This is a genomic window from Adlercreutzia sp. ZJ138, from assembly GCF_011038935.1.
Taxonomy (GTDB): domain Bacteria; phylum Actinomycetota; class Coriobacteriia; order Coriobacteriales; family Eggerthellaceae; genus ZJ141.
On the sequence record NZ_JAAKEA010000007.1, the window covers coordinates 1 to 19,731 of the forward strand.

A 19,731-nucleotide genomic window follows, 5' to 3' on the forward strand; every position below is an offset into this window, starting at 1 on the left:
GGTTACCCACGACCTGACCGCGTTCAAGAGCCGCTGCGACCTCATCGTTGCTAACCGCTGGTCAGATGAACTGTCCGATGTGGCCGACAAGGTATACACGCGCGACTTGTTCCGGCGGGATTAGGGGTATACGTCATTTCTCCGAGGGCCTTAGTGTGATGCGTCAAGCTGTGCTGCTGATTGGCACACATTCCTTATCAGAGATTTCTTGCAGAAAACAAGTTTCTTTCGTTGCCTTGGATCTTTCACAGTGTGGTTAGGGGTCATCAACCTGCAAGGAAAGCCCATGCGCAGCTCCAAATTGTGCACGTACTTATCCCGCTCAATTCTCATGCTGTCCCTTCTAATGACATTTTTTCCCGCAAGCGTGATTTTTTGTCATTAGAATTGTAAGCGACCAAAAGCTCTTCACAATCCGGTGGATACAGGATCGCGATATTTCGTATGGCAAAGATCAATCAACCACGCAATCAACCTTCCTCGAAAATAAAGCGTGTAATTCCTCGAAAATGAAGTACACTAATCCTCGAAAATGAAGTACACTAATCCTCGAAAATGAAGTGTACAATAAAGGAGGCCAGGTCGTGGTGTTCTACGGGAAACAGATCACCTACGGATCTGATAAGCCGGAAGGCTACGCTCCTAGACTCATAGACGCGCGGATTGCGAGGCTGCTGGGGTTGTTTGGTGCGGTTGAGGTGCGTGGAACTAAGTGGTGTGGTAAATCCTGGAGTTCCTTTGCCTTTGGTGAGAGTTCAATTTTTTTGGACAACGAGAATGTGCGCACCCTCGTTAAGGCGGACCCTCGGCTGGCGTTGCGCGGACAGAATCCACACGTGATCGATGAATGGCAGGAGGTGCCTGCCGTGTGGGACGCCGCGCGCAGAGCGATCGACAGCTCGGGCGGCAGCAAGGGACTTTACATTCTCACTGGCTCTTCAACACCCGAAAAGGACAAGGTGTCGCATAGTGGAGCCGGGCGCATTGCTCGCATCGACATGAGCACGATGACGCTTCTCGAGCGAGGAATTGCTCGGGGCGGTGTGTCGCTTTCGGGCCTGTTTGCCGGCAACTTCGAGTCGGGTCTTGCGCAAGAATTTGGTCTTGCACAGATTGCAGATGCCATCTGTGTTGGAGGGTGGCCAGCGCTGGTCGGAGCAACACCGCAAGATGCTGCCGAGGTTGTGAGTCAGTACCTTGGCGCGCTTTTCGACGTGAGTGTGCCAAAAAAAGGCGGTGTGCCCCAAACCGCGCGCAGGTTGGCGCTGTCGCTTGCGCGGAACGTGGCGACGTCGGCCACGCTCGACACTCTGGCTGCGGACGCCGATCTAGGAGAGGACAATGTCGACCTGGCGCGCTCCACGGTCAGGCGCTACCTCGACATGTTCGAGGACCTCTTTTTCATTGAAGAGCTTCCTGGGTGGGATGCTCCCGTGCGCTCAAAATCGCGCTTGCGTACGAAATCCAAACGCTACTTCGCCGACCCCTCCATCGCTGCGTCGCTGTTGGGGATGGGGCCTGAAAGACTGTTGTCGGACTCCCAAACGTTCGGCTTACTCTTCGAATCTCTGTGTGTTCACGAGCTACGCGTATTCGCGTCCCTGCTGCCAGGTAGTCATGCGAGTTCGTTGCGCTACTACGGGGATGCTGATGGTTTGGAAGCCGACATCGTCTTCGATCTGAACGATGGCCGCTGGGCGGCTATCGAGGTGAAGCTTGGGGAAGACAAGGTTCCCAGGGGCATTGCTAATCTACAGCGACTTGCAGGAAAAATCGCTGCCAACCCAGCGGCGCGCAACCCCGAACCAGAGTTCATGATGGTACTCACGGCCACGTCGCCGTTCTGGCGGCGAGATGAAGAAAGCGGCGTGTATGTTGTGCCTCTGACTGCGCTGGAACCCTAACGTCGGCATGGGGTGCCATCGTCTATGTGCTCGATGGAGCTACGTATTGCGCGGCACAAAAAAGGCCCACCCCCGACCAGAAGGATGAACCCACCTTGAACAAGGTGGGTGCCCGCAGCGCGCTTCCTGGTTTTCGCATCAACGGATGCGAATCTCCATTTCACGAGCGATCTGAGGCTCCCAAGTAAAATACGTCGGTCCATCGCAAAGTATGGTTGCGGGGGTGGAACCACTTATGAGTATACGCTATGAGCGCGTCAATTGAAGTCTTGACATGTGGCAGTTTCCGAAGTAAAGGCGCACACGACGCAAATAAGCGTTTCCCCATTGGCTGACTCCGAAACGACGCAAAGAGTGTTTCCCCACTGGCTGGTTCGTGGACGAAAACCAAAGAACAACGCATTTTTTGGTGAAGCCAAAGAACATTTTGCACAAACACTTGTTCGTGTGATACCATAGCGGTATGGATACGTTATTCACAGCAATGGAAAACGAACGTCGGGCCACGGTGGCTCCGCTTGCTGTGCGCATGCGTCCGCGCTCGCTTGACGAACTTGTCGGTCAGCAAGATGCCGTTGGCCCGGACAGCTGGCTGCGCCGCGCCATCGAGCAAGACCGTTTAAGCTCGCTTATCTTGTATGGCCCGGCTGGCACGGGTAAAACCTCTATTGCCCACGTCATTGCCGAAACCACAAAAGCGGCGTTTGTGGAGGTGTCGGCCATCGGCGGCACTGTGTCCGATCTTCGTCGCGAAATCGACGCCGCCAATGAACGTCTTGCCCTGTCGGGGCGGCGCACTATTCTGTTCGTTGACGAAATCCACCGCTTCAACCGCAGTCAGCAAGATGCGTTGCTGCATGCGGTGGAAGATCGCATTGTCGTGTTGGTGGGTGCCACAACAGAAAACCCGTTTTTCGAAGTGAACTCCGCGCTGAACAGCCGCTCGCGCATCATCGAGCTGAAAAGTCTCACCGATGCCGACATCGCCGAAATGGTGCGGCGTGCGGTGGCTGACGATCGGGGTCTTGGTGGCACGTACCAGCTGGATGATGAAGCGCTGAACGCTATCGTACTGCTTGCTGGTGGCGATGGCCGTGCGGCGCTGACCACGCTCGAACTTGCCGCGGGCATGCTTGAACCGGGAACGCCAGCAGCTCCCACGCGGGTGGGAGCCGAACATGTGCGCATTGCTGTGCCGCATCGCGCTTTGCCTTACGACAAGGGTAAAGACATGCACTACGACGTCATATCTGCGTTCATTAAATCCATGCGAGGGTCTGACCCCGATGCCGCGCTCTACTGGCTTGCACGTATGATCGACGGTGGGGAAGACCCGAAGTTCATTGCGCGGCGCATGTTTATAGCTGCATCGGAAGACATCGGTAATGCCGATCCGCAGGCGCTGCTCGTAGCTGAGGCGGCGTTTAAGTCAGCTGAGGTTATTGGCTATCCAGAATGCCGCATCAATCTTGCGCAAGCTGCCATCTACCTAGCACTAGCCCCGAAGAGCAATGCCGCTGAAGCAGGAATCGATGCCGCGCTGGCCGAAGTTCGCCATGGCCCCGCCCGTCAAGTTCCCAATCATCTGCGCGACCGGCACCGGCCGGGTTCGGAAAACTACGGCGATTACAAGTATCCTCATTCGTACCCATCGGGCTGGGTCGACCAGCGCTATTTGCCCGACGGTTTGGAACGGGGCTGCTTCTACCGGCCAGGGCCGCGCGGGTGGGAGGCGTATCGCGCTGATGCTGCTGCACGTGACCGCGCCGATGCCGCCGAAGCCGACTCACACGATACCAACGAGCACTGATCGTTGTGGTTGGTGTAGGTTTGGGTAGGGGTGTTGGTTAGGTATTGGTTGCAAGATGGAAACGCTTTGCCGAAGCGGCGAGGATTCTCCGGTACTACGGGTTTGACGTGCTATAGTGAATGAATCTTTTACGGTAAACAAGGAGGTTCGTCATGGGTGCCACTGATATTTTGGGTATCGTGCTGATCGCCGTTGCCATCGTTGCCGTTGCGGCGTTGGCGTGGCTCGCGTTTGAGCTGGTCGCGACGGTTCGCAAAACCAGGGAAACCGTCGATGCTATGCATAAGCAGCTCGAGCCAACGCTTGCTAACGTTGAAGAAATTACCGAGGCGTGCAAGCCTCTCATTGCGAAAGCCGACCCGCTGGTTGATCGCGTGTCGCTAACGGTTGATGCCGTGAATTTGGAAGTCATGCGTCTCGACCAGATTCTAGAAAACGTCGGCGACATTACCGACACGGCAACGTCAGCTGTTAATGCGGTTGATGCCGTGGCCAGCACACCGCTGAACCTGATCGCGTCGGCTTCGACGCGCATTCGCGACGCCTTTAAACCGAAGGCGGCAAGTGATGCATCGGTGGCGCTGGGCGAGGCGAAAGCCGCCGAGGCTGCTGCATCCAAGGCTGTGCAGTCCACACATCCCGCCAAAGAAGACGCTGCTTCAAGCGCTGCCGCTTCGCGCGATTCCGCGAAGGGGGAACCTGTGAGCGCTGGTGAGGGAGCTTCGTCAGAGGGTGCTCATGGCTCCAAAGATGGCTACGTTACGGTTCCGCAGCCAGTAGTACCGGCCGATCAGGCTGCGTCCGGTGTGGCTGCCGCATCAGTAGATGCCCAGCAGTAGAGTGCCGAAGGTTTGAAAGCGTAGGGGGCGTTTCGCTTGTCTCGGGAGTGTTCGGAGGAACCCGTATCAGTTTGCGGGGTGCCAGGCGGCCTTGATCGTGCGGAGCTGAAGGCTCGCACGTTGTGCCTGCGCATTTGGAGTACTATTGGTGCTGTTCTTTTGCTTCTGGTAGCAGCGAAGGCCATAAGCGTACTTCACATAGCCATTGCCATCCTTATTCTCACGGTCATTATCGTATTCTGCTTGCGCGGTCCGGTCAATTCGCTCGAACGCCGCGGCATGCCCCGTTTCTGGGCGACGGCCGCTGCGTTCGTGCTTATGTTTGTAGTAGTCGCATGCGTGTGCCTGCTCATGTTTTCGCCCGCGCATGGTTTGATCGGCCAAGTCAGCGAATTTGTGAGCAGCATGCCTGCTCGCATCGACGATATAAGCGCGCTGCTTAACCAGCTGTACGAGCGCTATTCCTATCTCTTCCAAAGTGACGCCATCCAGCAGTGGGGAACTGAAACGCTCTCGTCGCTGAGTGCGATGGCTTCCGAGCTCGCAAAATCCAGCGCGAACGGCATCGTGGCGTTGGGAGCTGGGCTTGTTAACGCGGCGCTCGAGATTTTGTTTGCACTGGTGGTGTCGTTCTGGATTCTCCTTGAACTTCCTGGCATCGGGAGAGAATGTAATCGTCTTGTCAGTGACAAACATCGCGAAGAGGCTGAAATGCTGCACATCACCGCTACGCGCGTGATGAGTGGCTTCATTCGTGGCACGCTGTTGCAAAGCGCCATCGTTGGTGTGTGCTCGGGCGTGTGGTTTGCAATCATTGGTATGCCAAGCGCCGCGGTTTTGGGCGTGATCATGACCATTGTGAACATCGTTCCCGTTATCGGTCCGTGGGTGGGTGGCATCATCCTTGCCGTAGTGGGCGTATTCGATGGCGTAGTTGTGGCGGCATTGGCCGTGCTGGGATTCGTGCTGGTGCACTGCTTTGTGGCAACGGTGGTATACCCCCGCATCATGCAAGGGTCGGTTGATGCGCATCCGGCGCTTGTGCTTGTTGCGCTTATGGTGGGTTCAGCGCTTGGTGGCGCTGCCTACGGCGTTATGGGTACACTTGTCGGTATGTTGTTCTCCATTCCCATTGTTGCTATGGCAAAGTCGGTGTTCGTGTATTATTTCGAAAAGCGTACGGGACGGCGCATTGTGGCACCCGATGGGGTGTTCTTCAAAGGCGGTGTCGAAGGCGATGACGCTGTGGTTGATCCTATGGCCGACGCTACGGCCGCTCATCCGGTGGTGAAGGGGTCGGCGAAAAGTTCCGTTCGCGAAGTGAAACGAAAGGGTGGCGACGGGTTCTGACAATCTGAGCCAACCTTTGTGAGAGACGCCCTACGCAGGGGCGGAAGTGTTATCGGGACAAACGAACCATCAGAAGGATTGCATTGATGAAGTACATGACAAGTGCGGAAATCCGCGAGAAGTACCTGAAGTATTTCGAAGAAAAGGGCTGCCAGCGCTGGCCTTCCAGCTCGCTGGTGCCCGACGACCCATCGCTTTTGCTCACGGTTGCGGGTATGGTTCAGTTTAAGCCGTACTTCCTACAACAAAAGCAGCTTCCGGCACCCTATATTGGCACCACCACTGCGCAGAAATGCGTGCGCACCAACGATATCGATATCATTGGTACCACCGGGCGGCACCAGAGCTTTTTCGAGATGCTGGGCAACTTCGGGTTCGGCGAGTACTTCAAGCAGGAAATGTGCGCATGGGCGTACGACTTCTCTGTGAATGTGCTTGAGCTTCCGGCCGAGCGTCTGTACTTCACGGTGTTTGAAGACGACGACGAAACCATCGAGATTTGGAAGAGCCTCGGCGTGCCGGAAGACCATATTTCGCGCTTGGGTGAAGATGACAACTTCTGGCGTGGTGGCCCCACAGGTCCGTGCGGCCCGTGTTCCGAGATCTACTTCGACCAGGGTCCCGAATTCGGCTGCGGCAAGCCCGATTGCGCGCCCGGGTGCGATTGCGACCGCTTCCTGGAGTACTGGAACTGCGTGTTTACGCAGTTTGATGGGCAAGAGGACGGCACGCTTGTTCCACTGCCGAAGAAAAACATCGACACCGGCATGGGCCTTGAACGCATTGCTGCCATTATGCAAGGCGTACAGTCGAACTACGAAACTGACGTGCTGCGCAGCCTGGTGGCGGTTGGAGAGCGGTTGTCGGGTGCAACGTACGGAAGCGACGCTGCTGCCGACCTCGCGCTGCGTATCATTGCTGATCACAGCCGTGCGGTTACATTTATGATTGCCGACGGCATTCTTCCTTCTAACGAAGGGCGCGGCTACGTGCTGCGCCGTCTGCTGCGTCGTGCCATCATGAAGGCACATCTTATCGGCATTGAGGGACCATTCTTAAACGAGTATGTTGACGAGATTGTCCGCCTTATGGGTGATGTGTACCCCGAAATTGTGGAAAACCGCGAACTTGAGCGCCGGCTTATTCTTGCCGAGGAAGAGCGCTTTGGTGCCACGCTGCGCCAGGGCAGGGCGTTCCTAAACGAGGCGCTTGCCCAGCTAGAGGGGCCGGTGCTTTCTGGCGACCAGGCCTTTGTGTTGCACGACACGTATGGTTTCCCGGTAGAGGTCACCTGCGAGCTGGCGGCTGATGCAGGCATTCAGGTTGACATGGATCGCTTCCACGAGTGCATGGAAGAACAGCGTGATCGCGCTCGTGCGGCGAACAAAGCCGATATCGAAGCGGCATGGAGCACCTACGGCGGCGTGTATACCGACACACTAAACGAGGTAGGTGCCACGAAGTTTCTTGGCTACGATCAGCTGGAATGCGATGCCCGCGTGCTCGCTTTGCTGCGCGATGGCAAGCGAGTAAACGAACTTGCCGGTGATGGCCTGGGCGAGGTGGTACTCGACGTAACACCGTTCTACGCCGAGATGGGCGGCCAAGTGGGCGACATGGGTGCCTTCGATGCCGAGGGTTTGCATGTACTTGTGCAGGGAACTGCAACACCCGAAAAAGGGTTGTTCGTACACACCGTGCACTGCAAGGAAGGCGTGCTGCATGTGGGTGACGTGGTGCACGCGAGCGTCAGCCCGCGCCGTCGCCACGCCATCGAGCGCAACCACACCGCAACGCACATTCTGCATGCGTCGCTGCGTCAGGTGCTCGGTGACCACGTGAAGCAGGCCGGCAGCTACGTGGGGCCCGACCGGCTGCGGTTTGACTTCACACACTTCGAGGCTATGACACCCGATCAGCTTACCGAGGTCGAGCGTATTGCCAACGAGCACATCATGGAGGCAATTCCCACCACAATCTACGAAACGTCGCTTTCCGACGCCCGCGAGCGAGGGATCGTGGGTCTGTTCGGCGAAAAGTACGGTGAGCGCGTTCGCGTGGTTGAAGCAGGTGAGTTCAGTCGCGAGTTGTGCGGCGGGTGTCACGTGCGCAACACCGCAGAAATCGGCTTCATGAAAATTACCTCGGAATCGAGTGTGGGTGCTAACGTGCGCCGCATCGAAGCGGTAACCAGCTACGGTGCTTTGGGATACGTGAACGAAATTGAGGCCGAGCTGAAGGAAACTGCCGCCGAGCTGCGCGTGCCGCTGTTCGACGTGAGTGAGCGTACTGCTTCGAACTTAAAGGCGCTGAAAGATATTCAGCAGAAGGCGAAGCGTGCGAAAGACATTGTGTCCGACGACGGTATCAACGAGTTACTGGCGGCTGTGGTTTCCGCGAAGGGCGGTTACCCGGTTATCATTGCCCGCACGGCCATTCGCGAAGGCGCCCAGATGCGCAACATGTGGGACATCGTGCGTGCGCGTATGAGCGCTCCGGGCGCACTTGTTATCGCTGGTGAAAAGGACGGTAAACCCGTGCTTATGGCTGCCGGCACTGATGAAGCGGTGTCTGCTGGATTCAATGCTGGGGCTATCATCAAGGCAATGGGGCCGGCCATTCAAGGTGGCGGCGGCGGAAAGCCGACCATGGCACAAGCTGGCGGAAAGGATGCAAGTGGTATTGATGCAGCGCTCGACATCGCACGCGACTTGCTGCTGTAGAGCGATTGCGTTATTTGGCTTGCGGAGTTGGGCGTAAAGGTGCGTCTGGCACCGCTCAAGCCTATTTGTGCGAAGGCCCCACTGGGGCCTTCGGCATGATTGGCGTCGTATAAGACGGCGCGAGGGAAACGTGTGCCGAGTCCGGCGCGCCCGAGCAGGGCTTGCGGAGTAATCCAGCGTTTCCTGGATAAGAGAAAGGCGTTCGATGAGGGTTTTGGCTTTGGACATAGGTGAGGTGCGCGTGGGCATTGCAGTGTGCGACCCAGGAATGCGCGTTGCCTCACCGGTATGTGTGCTGCCAGCAGCAGAGGTGCTGGGGTGCGCAAAGCCCTTCGCGCGGGTGCTCGAAGATTGGGAACCTGAGCTTTTGCTCTGCGGTCTACCGTATACCATGGCGGGCGAGGAAGGCCCCCAAGCTGCACGCATTCGAGAAGCCGCGGTGCGCATCAGTGCTGCGTGCGGACTTCCCGTCGAATTTACCGACGAGCGTTTGAGCTCGCGTGAAGCCAAACGGAGTTTGCGTGAAAAGGGATACGGCGAACGTTTGATGCGGGGCAAAATAGATATGATAGCCGCTAGCTTGTTCTTGCAGGCGTGGCTCGACGCGCGCCATTGACACGAAAGGCTGCAAACCTATGTCACCCAGACGACAAATGACATATTCCCGACGCCCCAATCATGCCGCCCGTTCGGCACATGCGCGCGGTGCTCGTCAATTCAAAACGTACGACACCAGTTACATCCGCCCGAAGCAGAGCAAGGCACCACTGGTGTTTGCTGCAGTGGTTACTATTGCTATCGTGGTTGCGGCCGTCTTCGCCATCTCTACAATGATGAAGGGCTGCTCGGGGGGCGGCGCTGAACTAATCGGCCCGAACGAGCAGGCTACCATCACGGTTGAGGCAGGGGAAAGCGCCAAGACCATTGGTGACACGCTGTGCGAAGCGGGGCTTATCGCTCGATCGTCAGACTTCTCGTCGCGTGTGGATGAGCTGGGCGTTGCCGACCAGTTGAAGCCTGGCAGCTACACGTTCGCCGGCGAAACACCCGTTGACGACATTATTGCGGCTATCCAAGCTGGTCCTCAGGCGGAGTCAACGCTCACCGTGCCCGAAGGCTACAAGCTAACCGATATCGCTGCAGCGGTTGCGGAAGCTACCGAGGGCCGCGTTTCCGCCGAGGACTTCACTGCAGCCGCATCGAACGCGAGCGTGTATGCGGCCGACTACAGCTTCCTCGCCGATGCGGGCGAGAACAGCCTTGAAGGGTTCCTGTTCCCCAAAACGTACGAGCTTGACGATACCGCTACGGCCGATTCGATCATTCGTATGATGCTCGACCAGTTCAACGCAGAATTTTCGACGCTTGATCTCACGTATCCCCAAAGCGTTGGTCTCAACGTGTACGACGTGGTGAAGCTCGCTTCCATTGTTGAGAAGGAATCGACCGGATCCGATGACATTCGCGCGCAGGTTGCCGGTGTGTTCTACAACCGCCTAACGAACGAGTTCGGCGAGACGGCGGGCTACTTGCAGTCCGACGCCACCACGGCGTACGTGGTGGGTCACGATCCGTCTCCTGAAGAAGTGCATGCGGACGATCCGTACAGCACGTATACGTACAAGGGTCTGCCACCGACGCCTATTTGCTCTCCGGGTTTGGCGTGCCTGAAGGCCGTGTGCTCGCCTATTGAATCCGACAACTACTACTTCTACTTCTGGAATGGTGAAGACGGCACCCTTCAGTATGCCTTCTCTCGCACCTATGACGAGCACCAGGCGGCTATCGCGAACACGCCGCAGAACGCGGGCTAGGCTTGGCGCGTACCAGTTCCGACATGACACCCCGAGCGAAAGCCTGCAGCGGTCCCCATGAAGGCGTGCTGCGGGCTTTCTCTTTCGTGAAGGAGGGCCGCCATGCCGATCTTTCAGCCTGACAGGTATTTTTCTCGCGTCTCGCGCATCGATATCGAGCGTGATCTGCTGGAGTGCGGCCTTGTGCACGTGCTGCTGGACATTGATAACACCATTCTCACGCGCGACACGCATGAAGTGCCTCGTGACGTGCGGTTTTGGATTACGCGCGCCCGTGAGGCCGGAGTGTCGTTCTGCTTGGTGTCAAACAATTGGCACCAGAGTGTGTTTAGCTTGGCGGAAGAGCTCGACCTGCCCATTGTGGCGAAGTCGTGCAAGCCGCTGCCGCATGGGGTGCTGATTGGTCGCGCGAAGATCGGTGGCGCGCGCTGCGACACGGTGGCCATTGGCGATCAGCTGTCAACCGATGTGGTGGCCGCTAACATGCTGGGCATGAAGTCGTATTTGGTGGCGCCGCTTGTCGAGCAAGACCTGAAACACACGCTGGTGCTTCGCAAGGTTGAACGCATCATTTTGGGCAGTCGTCAGCCCGAAGGGGCCGCAACCGCCGTGCCCGTAGAAGAGGTGCAGTCGGCAAAGGCGTCGCAGGCAAGCGAGAGCCAGAGTCAGAGCGTCTAGGGAAACGCTGATTAAAGCCGTCTTGTCCCGCGCGGGCGGGGCGGATGGCTGGCGGTCGAAGACCGAGAGCGCGCACTGACGTGCGCAAACGAGGTCTGAGACCGTCAGGCGCCGTCCCGTCTGCGCGGGGCTGGCGGAATTAATCAGCGTTTCCCTAGGTGCGTGGGCATAAACATGATGAAAAAAGTGGGGAAAGGAGCGCGTTCGTTATGGGCGCAACTGAGAAGCTGTACGTGCTTGGTCATCCGGTGGGTCATTCGAAGTCGCCGGCAATGCACAACGCCGTCTATCGGGCGCTTGGGTTGCCGTGGGAATACGGTTTCGCCGATATCGAGCATTCGCACGAGGCGCAGGCGTTCATTGAACAGCGCAGCTGGCTGGGCTTAAACATCACCACGCCGTATAAGGAACTCGCGTTTGCTGCCGCCGACACCGCGAGTGAGGCAGCACGGTTGGCGCGTGGCGCGAACGTGCTAGTGAAGATTGATGGCAAGCTTGCTGCACATAACACCGACGGCTTTGGTTGTGTGACGTACCTTCAGAGCATAGGTGCTTGCTTTGAGGGAGCGCGTGTGGTTGTGTGTGGCACGGGACCCACGTCATTTTCAATTCTCTGTGCGTGCGTTGATGCAGGTGCGAGCGTGCTCATGCTCGGACGCGACGCGCAGCGCGCGCGCGAGCGGGTGGAGGCCTGGCGTGCGGCCTATGCTGCTTGCGTGGCTCACGATGAGCATGCGGTCTGCGCGTTCCAAACGACCCGAACGGCTCAAACGGCCCGCGAAGCCCGCTCAAAACGCGAGGTGCGTGTTGAAGGTGTATCGTACGACGACAGCCGCAGCCTCATCTCGTGCGCCGACATCGTTATCGACGCGACACCGTTGGGCATGAAGCCGGGCGACCCTGCGCCTTTCGACGTGAGCGCACTGCATGAGGGTCAGTGGGTGTTTGATGCCGTGTACGGCCATGGCGAAACTGCGCTGGCTGCCGGCGCGAAGGCGGCGGGTTGCACATTCCGCAGCGGGGGCGGCATGCTGGTTGGTCAGGCTGTTGCCGCCGTGCAGCTGTTCTTACAGGCTGCCGGCGAACCCGATACGCTTGGGTTCGACGGCTTGCTCGACGTTATGGCTCGCGCCGCCGGGTTCGCGCTGTAGTACGAACTTGCGCTACAATAGCTCCGAATAAAAAAATGCAGACCACACCCTTGTTTTGCGCCGGCGAAACGTTGTCTGCAGCGAGAAAGCGACCATGCTATGCATTACATCACCGCAGGTGAAAGCCACGGCCCGCAGCTTACCGCCATTGTCGAAGGTGTTCCAGCGGGGCTGAAGGTTTCTGAAGAGAATATCAACTCCGACCTCGCCCGTCGACAGTCGGGGTATGGCCGGGGTGGCAGACAGACCATCGAGCGCGATACTGTTGAAGTGGTGTCGGGTCTGCGGTTCGGCCGTACCCTTGGCACGCCGGTGACGCTGGTAGTGAAAAACCGCGACTGGCAGAATTGGACCGACCGTATGGCACCCTTCGGCGACGTGCCCGCAGGCTTGGTGCGCGAGGTCACGCCGCGCCCAGGTCATGCCGATCTGGTGGGCGCGCTGAAAACCAACACCGACGATTGCCGCAACATTCTCGAACGCGCGAGCGCGCGCGAAACTGCCGCGCGCGTGGCGGCGGCGGGCATTGCGAGGGAGTTTCTGGCCGAGCTGGGCGTCGAGGTGTTCTCCTATGTTACTTCCATTGGCAGTGCGCGCTTTGAGGAAGACGATCCCATGGTTGCCGCGCCCGACTATAAACCGCTCGACATCGAAACGAGTGAGGTCCGCTGTCCCGATGCGAAGGCGACGCAGGCTATGAAGGACGCCATTGATCAGGCGAAGGCGGCGGGCGAGAGCCTGGGCGGAACATTTCGAGTGGTTGCCACGGGTCTTGTGCCTGGTGTGGGCGGCTACGCGACGGCGGCTGACCGCTTAACCTCGCGCCTCGGTGCGGCGCTATTTTCCATTCCTGCAATCAAGGGCGTTGAGTTCGGCTTGGGCTTCGAGGCTTCGCGGCGGGTGGGTTCGCAGGTGCACGACCCCATTGTGCTTGAACGGGGTGTCGGGTTCTCCCGCACATCAAACAACGCGGGCGGCCTCGAGGGGGGCATGACCTCAGGAATGCCGCTTATTGCTACGGTAGCCATGAAGCCCATTCCCACGCTCATGACACCGCTTGAAACGGTGAACCTGGACACGTTGGAGGTGGAGCTTGCGTCGAAGGAGCGAAGCGACACCTGTGCCGTGCCTGCCTGCGCGGTGGTGGCCGAATCGGAGGTGGCGTTCGCGCTGGCCAACGCCTATCTGGAAAAATTCGGACGCGACAATATGGCCGATATTAAAGCCGCAGTGAAGTCGTACAAGCAGCGGCTCCGTACCGTGTCAAAGTAACGCGCAGGCGTAGGGTGTGACCCTTTGACGCATTGACACAGTGGTGCTTAACCAAACGACATTGGTTCGTGCGTTTTGCTGAACGCTGTTATCGGAAAGGAAGATGTGGGTGACTGACGAAAACGAACGGTTCGAGCTTACGCGCCCGGTGTTCTTCATTGGGTTTATGGGTGCAGGCAAGTCGTCCGTGGCGCGGCGGCTGGCGCGTGTGTGCGGCGTCGGTTCGGTGGATGCCGACGTGTACCTCGAGCGCCGCGAAGGGAAGCGGATCAAGCGAATCTTCGAAGAAATGGGCGAAGAGGGCTTCCGCGCCATCGAAACCGACGTGCTGCGCGAGCTGTCGGAAAAGCCCCCGTTACTCATCTCGTGTGGCGGCGGCATTGTTATGCGGCCCGAGAATCGCGACATTTTAAAGTCGTCTGGCTTTGTGGTTCACTTAGAGGTCGACGTCGATGAGGCGCGCGGCAGGATCAGTGACGTGTCGACCCGCCCATTATTCCAAGATGTGGAAGCCGCCCGAGCGTTAGCGGCTAACCGGCTTCCGCTGTATACAGAAGTCGCCGACGTTTCCATTTCAACGGCTGGAAGGCGCGTGCCCGCCATCGCGTACGAAGTGCGCGGCATACTTGAAAAGGAGGGCGTGTTATGCCCACAACAAAAGTAGTGGTGAATATCCCCGGTGAGTCTGCATATGACGTGCGGGTGGGTGCAGGCGCACTCGACCGGCTTGGTCAGCACGTGCGTGCCACGGCAGCGGGTGGCAAAGCCGACCGTGTGCTCGTGATAACCGATTCAAACGTTGCCCCACTGTACTTGGCTCAGGCGAAGCGGTCGTTGGCAGCCGAAGGCTATCGCGTGTCAGACATAACCATTCCCGCAGGTGAAGACTCGAAATCAATCGCAGTTGCTGGCGAGATTTGGGAAGCCATGGCGGCTTGCTCGCTCGGGCGCGACTGCGTAGTTGTGGCACTCGGCGGCGGCGTGGTGGGTGATATTGCCGGTTTTGTTGGGTCGACGTACATGAGGGGCGTTTCGGTGGTGCAGGTGCCCACCACGCTGCTGGCGATGGTCGACTCGTCGGTGGGTGGCAAAACCGGCGTCAATCTCAGCGCGGGGAAGAACCTGGTGGGAACGTTCAACCAGCCGACGTATGTGTGTGCCGACATCAACGCGCTATCCACGCTCAACGAGCGCGAATGGGCGTGTGGCTGTGCCGAAATAGCCAAGGCGTCGGTCATCGACTCTGACGATTTCTTCTTCTGGCTACTCGAGCATGCCAACCAACTAGCAACGCGCGACGAAGGCGTCGTGCAAGAGGCCATCGTTCGCTCGGTGGTGTTCAAAGCCGATGTGGTGGCACAAGACCAAACTGAAAGCCGTGGCGTGCGTGAATGCTTAAACTACGGGCACACGCTGGCTCATGCGATAGAGAAGTTATCGGGCTATGGCACCTACAGTCATGGCGCGGCGGTGGCCGAGGGCATGCGCTTTGCCGCGCGCTTGGCTGCTGATTTGCTGGGTACGCCCGAAGAGTTGGTGGAAACACAAGACGAACTGCTCGACGCGCTGGGACTTCCCGCTTTGTCGTGGTCGGCATCGCCTGTCGACATGCTTGACGCGATGAAGCGCGACAAGAAGGCGCGCGGCGGCCAGGTGCGTTTCGTGCTGCCGCGTGACGTGGGCAATTGGGAGCTCGTCGAGGTGTCCGATGACATTCTGCGCGCTCACCTGCAGCAATGGACAGCATCGAAAGCGTAAGGGAAGAGCTTGCGTTCGAACAACCACCGCGATTGTCGCGTCGGTTGCGTTGCAAAAAGGAATCAAACATGAAGAAGATACTGCTGATAAACGGTCCGAATTTGAACATGTTGGGCATACGTGAGCCGGGCGTGTACGGGAATGACACACTCGAGTCGCTCGAGCGGATGTTCTGTGACTACGCGAAGTCGCGTGGTGTAGCGGCAGAGTGCTTCCAGAGCAATCACGAAGGCGAGCTGGTAGAGAAGCTGCACGAGGCGCATTTCAATTTCGATGGCGTGGTGTACAACCCCGGTGCACATACGCACTATTCGTACGCTATTCGCGATGCGGTGGGTTCGATCGCTACGCCGGTGGTGGAGGTGCACATTTCCGACGTGAGCGCCCGCGAGGCATGGCGCAACGTGTCGGTGGTTGCCCCAGCATGCGTGGCTCAGGTGAAAGGCCGCGGCTTTCAGGGATATTGCGATGCACTCGACATCCTGCTTGATGGAGCGGCGGAGCGCTTGGGCGAAGGATTTGAGGAAGTCTACGCGCCTGGTCAGGTGATCATTGCCGGAAAGAGCGCGCGAAGGGAAGGGAAGCAATGATGGCCGCAGCAGCTCGGGTGGCGCATGAGAGCGTTGCTGCTGAATCCGAGTCGACGACGGCACCGACCAGCGTGGCATCATCGGCTGTGTTGTCGCAGGCGCGCATCGCTCGTTTGCGTGAAGCGTGCGCGGCCGCAGGCATTGATGGCATGTACGTGCGCGACACGTCGAGCATTGCGTGGCTCACGGCGTTCGATAGTGTGTTCGACAGCGAGGCGGCTCACCTGCTGCTCGTCACGCCTGATCGCGCGGTGTTGCACACCGATTCGCGCTATACCGACGCATGTGAGCGCGCGGCGCGCGGCACGGGAGTGCAGGTGAACTCTGAGCGGGTGAGTCATGCAAAGTTCGCGGCGCGACTGATGGGCGAAAGTACCGCTTGCGACGAGCACGCGACAGCTGACACGAGCGTAGCCGACGCTACGGGTGCGGTTGCTGGTGCGTGCGCAGCCGACGCTGCTTGCGTGCGCCCGCTTGGTATTGAGGACTCCATCACACTCGCGGAATACCGTCGGCTCGAAGCGGCGTTCGCCGAAGTGGCCACAACCAATACCCCCTTCCGCGAAACCAGCGGCATGGTGGTAGGCTTGCGGGCGGTGAAGGACGCCGCCGAAATCGAGCGATTGCGCGCCGCGCAGGCCATTACCGATGCGGCGTTCGAACACGTTATCGGCTTCATGCGCCCGGGTATGACCGAGCGCGAGGTGCAAATCGAGCTTGAGGACTTCATGCGTCGCGCTGGTGCGGATGACCTTGCCTTTCCCAGTATTGTCGCCTGCGGCGCGAACGGGGCAAGCCCTCATGCTATTCCGGGTAACACACGCTTGGAGGCAGGGCAGTGCGTGGTTATGGACTTCGGCGCGAAGCTACGCGGCTACTGCTCCGATATGACGCGTACGGTGTTCTTGGGCGAACCAACCTCGCGCATGCGCGCTGCTTATGAAGCCATGCGGGCGGCGAATGAAGCGGTTGCGACAGCCTTGAAACCCGGCGTCACGGGCATCGAGATGCACGAACTTGCCGAACGCGTGCTTGCCGATGCGGGATTCGGCGGGAAGATGGGCCATGGGCTGGGGCACGGTGTGGGTCTCGATATTCACGAGGAACCGTGCTTGAATTCGCGCAACACCGAGCCGTTGGTTGTCGGCAACGTGGTCACGGTTGAGCCGGGTATCTACCTTGCGGGCGAGTTCGGCATGCGACTCGAGGACTTCGGTGTTATCACGTCGGACGGCTTTGAGGTATTCACGCACTCACCGCACGACATGGTGGTACTGTAGCAGTTTTGCTCGTGGACATGCGGTGGTGATCGATATGTCGCCCCCGCCGCATATCCACACTTGCCGCTGTTGCAGCGCACCTGCTACAGCGTCGAGAACTTCCGTATCATTTCCTCGACGTTGACCGGTTTGCCTAAGAATCCGTTCATGCCTGCTTCGATAGCCAGGTCGCGATCTTCCTTAAACGTATTAGCTGTGCAGGCGAAGATTACGATGTCGTCGGTATCATCGCGGTCGAGTTTACGGATAGCGCGCGTGGCGTCGTAGCCGTTCATGATAGGCATCTGCACGTCCATGAGCACGAGCTCGAAATAACCAACGGGTGATTCTTCTACCATGCGCACGGCTTCCTGCCCGTCTGCGGCGCATTCGACCGAGTAGCCCACGCCACGCAGGATTTCTGTCAGAATGATGGCGTTCAGTTCGTTGTCTTCGGCAACCAAAATGTGCGTCGGACGCTTCTGTCCTGTTTCGTTGTCAGTCTCGCCGGTTCCGCTGACCGTACCGTCCATCTTGTTGCTGGCTCTGCCAGCCCCGTTGTCCACCTTGTCGCCAGTCCCGCCAGCCCCGCCGTCCACCGCAGCGCCGGCCTGGTCGCAGGCCTTCCCGTCGCATGTCTGCGCGGCGGGCTTGCCAAGTGGAGGCTCATTACACGGACGCTTGTCGCTTACCGGTGCGGGCAGCACAACGGTGAAGCAGCTTCCCACGTTGCGCTTGCTTCGCACAGATATTGTGCCACCCATCTGCTTCACCAGAAGCGAGCTGATAGACATTCCCAGCCCGGTTCCCTTTTGGCTTGTTTTAATCTTGTTGCGCTCCTGTGCAAACGGGTCGAAGATATGCTCCATGAACTCGGGATCCATGCCGCAGCCGTTGTCTTCTACCTCGAAGGTGGTGGTCACCATGCCGTCGGCTGGCTCGCTCTGGCTCACACGGAGCGCGACTGCACCACCTTTGTCAGTGAACTTTGCGGCATTGCTCAAGATGTTCATGAGCACCTGTTTAACGTGCGTTTCATCGCTGAGAATACACTCACTTGTAAGCTGTTTCGACACTGACAGCGAAACACCCTTGTTGGCGAACGTGTCGCGCTGCATGGCGTATACGGCGTCGATGAGCGCGCTGAGGTTAATCGGATCGTGCGCGATATCAAATTTGCCCGCTTGCAGTTTGCTCACGTCAAGGATGTCGTTTACAAGCGACAGCAAGTACTGCGTGATGGTTGACGACTTCGTCAGGTAATCGCGCATTTTACGGTCGTCTTCTAAGTTTTCGCGCATCAAGTAGTTGAGCCCGACCAGGCCGTTTAAGGGCGTGCGAATCTCGTGACTCATATTCGATAAGAACTCGCTGCGTGCTTGAGCGTCGGCCTCTGCCTTCACGGCGCTCCTGCTCACGCGGAACACGAGCGCAGCGAGCACTACTACGACACCCACAATACTCACCAGTACGATGGTGGTCATAGTGATAACCCGCATGCTTTGTTCCGAGAACACTGCTTCGGGAATGGCCATTACGGTTTGCCAGTCGGTGTTGTTGATGGGGCGCACGATAGACACCATCTTTTTGCCGTCGGCGTTTACCCACGAGAAAGTGAACGCTTTGTTGGCTTGGATGCGCTCGATCACGCTGTCGACGCCATCCTCCACCGATCGCGCGCTTGCCAGCAGGCCGAAAAAGTTCGCTTCGGTGTCGCTGGCGTCGGTATCGATGTTGACCACGTAGTCGCCGTGGTTGTCAACGACGGTACTTGAACCCTGTCCATTGTAACATTCGATACGCAGATGCTCTTGTACCAGGTCAACGTGGCGAAGTCCAATAATGCCGACGATGGATGTTTCCTCAACATCATATGGGTTAATGCGCACGGTGTAGACGATGGTAGGCACGGGGTCGCCCCCGATATTGTCGTCGATGAGTTCGTCGGTGTCGTAACGCAGCGCGCTGCGATCAAGTCCCGAGGCAAGCTGGGCGATGTAAGGGTTGTCGGAGGCAGTTTTTGCGAGCATGGTAGTTGAGTACAGGTTGCCGGCGTCGTCGACAAGGTATAGCGTGTTGAAGCTGCTCGCCTGTTGTTCAATGGCAAGGCGGCTTTGGACGTCGGCCATGGTTGTATCATGATAGAGTGCGAACTCTGAGCCAATACTGGCTAGTTCGTCCCATCGTGCGTCTAGTTGGGACTGGAAGAAATCGATATCGTGATCGGCGAGTTCTTGGGCGTTTCGCAGTGCGTTCGACTCGACTTCTTCGGTCGTATGGTAAACGAACGCCGCCGTCAGGATGGCGATAATCGCAGCGGCGAGTATGAATGCCGACAGCAACAATCGCTGGTTGGTCGTATTCTTAAGGGAGGCAGCCGCAAGTTTGTTCACGGTTGGTTCCTTACCAGATCAGCCGCACGCGATTGTTGCATACGCTGCATCGCGTCTGTAGCTTCTTCGTTACAACGCCGATATTGTAATGCGAAACAAGCACTACACACAAAATGTTGTCTATCTGTCACAAAGTGTGATAGATGTTGCACGTGCGCTTGCCGCATCGGTCTGGAAGTTCTGACACACG

Annotated in this window: 15 protein-coding genes; 14 read left to right on the plus strand and 1 reads right to left on the minus strand. The window is 58.2% G+C overall.

The window, feature by feature from the left end:
• The first annotated feature begins 587 nt into the window (after positions 1 to 587).
• From G7Y43_RS04340 to G7Y43_RS04405, 14 genes are all read left to right on the plus strand, one after another.
• On the plus strand, positions 588 to 1,904 hold the full coding sequence (locus G7Y43_RS04340) for an ATP-binding protein (protein WP_165044472.1): 1,317 nt from the start codon (positions 588 to 590) through the stop codon (positions 1,902 to 1,904).
• A gap of 463 nt (positions 1,905 to 2,367) precedes the next feature.
• Positions 2,368 to 3,714 carry a replication-associated recombination protein A gene (locus G7Y43_RS04345; RefSeq protein ID WP_165044473.1) on the plus strand — a complete coding sequence of 449 codons (1,347 nt, stop codon included), beginning with the start codon at positions 2,368 to 2,370 and terminating at the stop codon, positions 3,712 to 3,714.
• 152 nt (positions 3,715 to 3,866) lie between these two features.
• Positions 3,867 to 4,553 (plus strand): DUF948 domain-containing protein, encoded by a 687-nt coding sequence (locus G7Y43_RS04350; protein WP_165044475.1) that lies wholly within the window; start codon positions 3,867 to 3,869, stop codon positions 4,551 to 4,553.
• A gap of 36 nt (positions 4,554 to 4,589) precedes the next feature.
• The gene (locus G7Y43_RS04355) at positions 4,590 to 5,903 is read left to right on the plus strand and encodes an AI-2E family transporter (RefSeq protein ID WP_165044477.1); all 1,314 of its coding nucleotides are present in this window, start codon (positions 4,590 to 4,592) and stop codon (positions 5,901 to 5,903) included.
• Between the two features lie 86 nt (positions 5,904 to 5,989).
• Positions 5,990 to 8,626: an alanine--tRNA ligase gene (alaS, locus tag G7Y43_RS04360; RefSeq protein WP_165044479.1), complete on the plus strand. Its 2,637-nt coding sequence runs from the start codon at positions 5,990 to 5,992 to the stop codon at positions 8,624 to 8,626.
• A 205-nt stretch (positions 8,627 to 8,831) separates the two neighbouring features.
• Positions 8,832 to 9,242 carry a Holliday junction resolvase RuvX gene (ruvX, locus tag G7Y43_RS04365; protein WP_165044480.1) on the plus strand — a complete coding sequence of 137 codons (411 nt, stop codon included), beginning with the start codon at positions 8,832 to 8,834 and terminating at the stop codon, positions 9,240 to 9,242.
• Positions 9,243 to 9,261: 19 nt separating this feature from the next.
• Positions 9,262 to 10,440, plus strand: coding sequence for an endolytic transglycosylase MltG (gene mltG / locus G7Y43_RS04370; protein WP_165044482.1), 1,179 nt, complete (start codon positions 9,262 to 9,264; stop codon positions 10,438 to 10,440).
• Positions 10,441 to 10,542: 102 nt separating this feature from the next.
• The gene (locus G7Y43_RS04375; RefSeq protein ID WP_165044484.1) at positions 10,543 to 11,118 is read left to right on the plus strand and encodes a YqeG family HAD IIIA-type phosphatase; all 576 of its coding nucleotides are present in this window, start codon (positions 10,543 to 10,545) and stop codon (positions 11,116 to 11,118) included.
• A 209-nt stretch (positions 11,119 to 11,327) separates the two neighbouring features.
• Positions 11,328 to 12,269 (plus strand): shikimate dehydrogenase, encoded by a 942-nt coding sequence (locus G7Y43_RS04380; RefSeq protein ID WP_165044486.1) that lies wholly within the window; start codon positions 11,328 to 11,330, stop codon positions 12,267 to 12,269.
• A gap of 99 nt (positions 12,270 to 12,368) precedes the next feature.
• The gene (aroC, locus tag G7Y43_RS04385) at positions 12,369 to 13,541 is read left to right on the plus strand and encodes a chorismate synthase (protein ID WP_165044488.1); all 1,173 of its coding nucleotides are present in this window, start codon (positions 12,369 to 12,371) and stop codon (positions 13,539 to 13,541) included.
• A 109-nt stretch (positions 13,542 to 13,650) separates the two neighbouring features.
• Entirely contained in the window at positions 13,651 to 14,205 is a 555-nt protein-coding gene (locus G7Y43_RS04390; protein ID WP_241158158.1) for a shikimate kinase, read from the plus strand.
• Positions 14,187 to 15,299 (plus strand): 3-dehydroquinate synthase, encoded by a 1,113-nt coding sequence (gene aroB, locus G7Y43_RS04395; RefSeq protein WP_165044492.1) that lies wholly within the window; start codon positions 14,187 to 14,189, stop codon positions 15,297 to 15,299. Before G7Y43_RS04390 ends, aroB begins: the two co-directional genes overlap by 19 nt.
• A 68-nt stretch (positions 15,300 to 15,367) precedes the next feature.
• Complete coding sequence (gene aroQ, locus G7Y43_RS04400) at positions 15,368 to 15,889, plus strand: type II 3-dehydroquinate dehydratase (RefSeq protein WP_165044494.1); 522 nt, start codon at positions 15,368 to 15,370, stop codon at positions 15,887 to 15,889.
• A gap of 149 nt (positions 15,890 to 16,038) precedes the next feature.
• A complete protein-coding gene (locus tag G7Y43_RS04405; RefSeq protein ID WP_370514637.1) occupies positions 16,039 to 17,169 on the plus strand; it encodes a M24 family metallopeptidase in 1,131 nt (376 codons plus the stop codon).
• 83 nt (positions 17,170 to 17,252) lie between these two features.
• Here the strand turns inward: G7Y43_RS04405 and G7Y43_RS04410 are convergent, their stop codons facing one another.
• Positions 17,253 to 19,541 (minus strand): hybrid sensor histidine kinase/response regulator, encoded by a 2,289-nt coding sequence (locus G7Y43_RS04410; RefSeq protein ID WP_165044496.1) that lies wholly within the window; start codon positions 19,539 to 19,541, stop codon positions 17,253 to 17,255.
• Positions 19,542 to 19,731: the final 190 nt, after the last annotated feature.

What these genes read in the sequence shown, in the direction of transcription:
- G7Y43_RS04345 (WP_165044473.1), top strand. Translation starts at nt 2,368, where the DNA reads ATGGATACGTTATTCACAGCAATGGAAAACGAACGTCGGGCCACGGTG.
- G7Y43_RS04350 (WP_165044475.1), top strand. Translation starts at nt 3,867, where the DNA reads ATGGGTGCCACTGATATTTTGGGTATCGTGCTGATCGCCGTTGCCATC.
- alaS (WP_165044479.1), top strand. Translation starts at nt 5,990, where the DNA reads ATGAAGTACATGACAAGTGCGGAAATCCGCGAGAAGTACCTGAAGTAT.
- ruvX (WP_165044480.1), top strand. Translation starts at nt 8,832, where the DNA reads ATGAGGGTTTTGGCTTTGGACATAGGTGAGGTGCGCGTGGGCATTGCA.
- mltG (WP_165044482.1), top strand. Translation starts at nt 9,262, where the DNA reads ATGTCACCCAGACGACAAATGACATATTCCCGACGCCCCAATCATGCC.
- G7Y43_RS04375 (WP_165044484.1), top strand. Translation starts at nt 10,543, where the DNA reads ATGCCGATCTTTCAGCCTGACAGGTATTTTTCTCGCGTCTCGCGCATC.
- G7Y43_RS04380 (WP_165044486.1), top strand. Translation starts at nt 11,328, where the DNA reads ATGGGCGCAACTGAGAAGCTGTACGTGCTTGGTCATCCGGTGGGTCAT.
- aroC (WP_165044488.1), top strand. Translation starts at nt 12,369, where the DNA reads ATGCATTACATCACCGCAGGTGAAAGCCACGGCCCGCAGCTTACCGCC.
- aroB (WP_165044492.1), top strand. Translation starts at nt 14,187, where the DNA reads ATGCCCACAACAAAAGTAGTGGTGAATATCCCCGGTGAGTCTGCATAT.
- aroQ (WP_165044494.1), top strand. Translation starts at nt 15,368, where the DNA reads ATGAAGAAGATACTGCTGATAAACGGTCCGAATTTGAACATGTTGGGC.
- G7Y43_RS04405 (WP_370514637.1), top strand. Translation starts at nt 16,039, where the DNA reads ATGTACGTGCGCGACACGTCGAGCATTGCGTGGCTCACGGCGTTCGAT.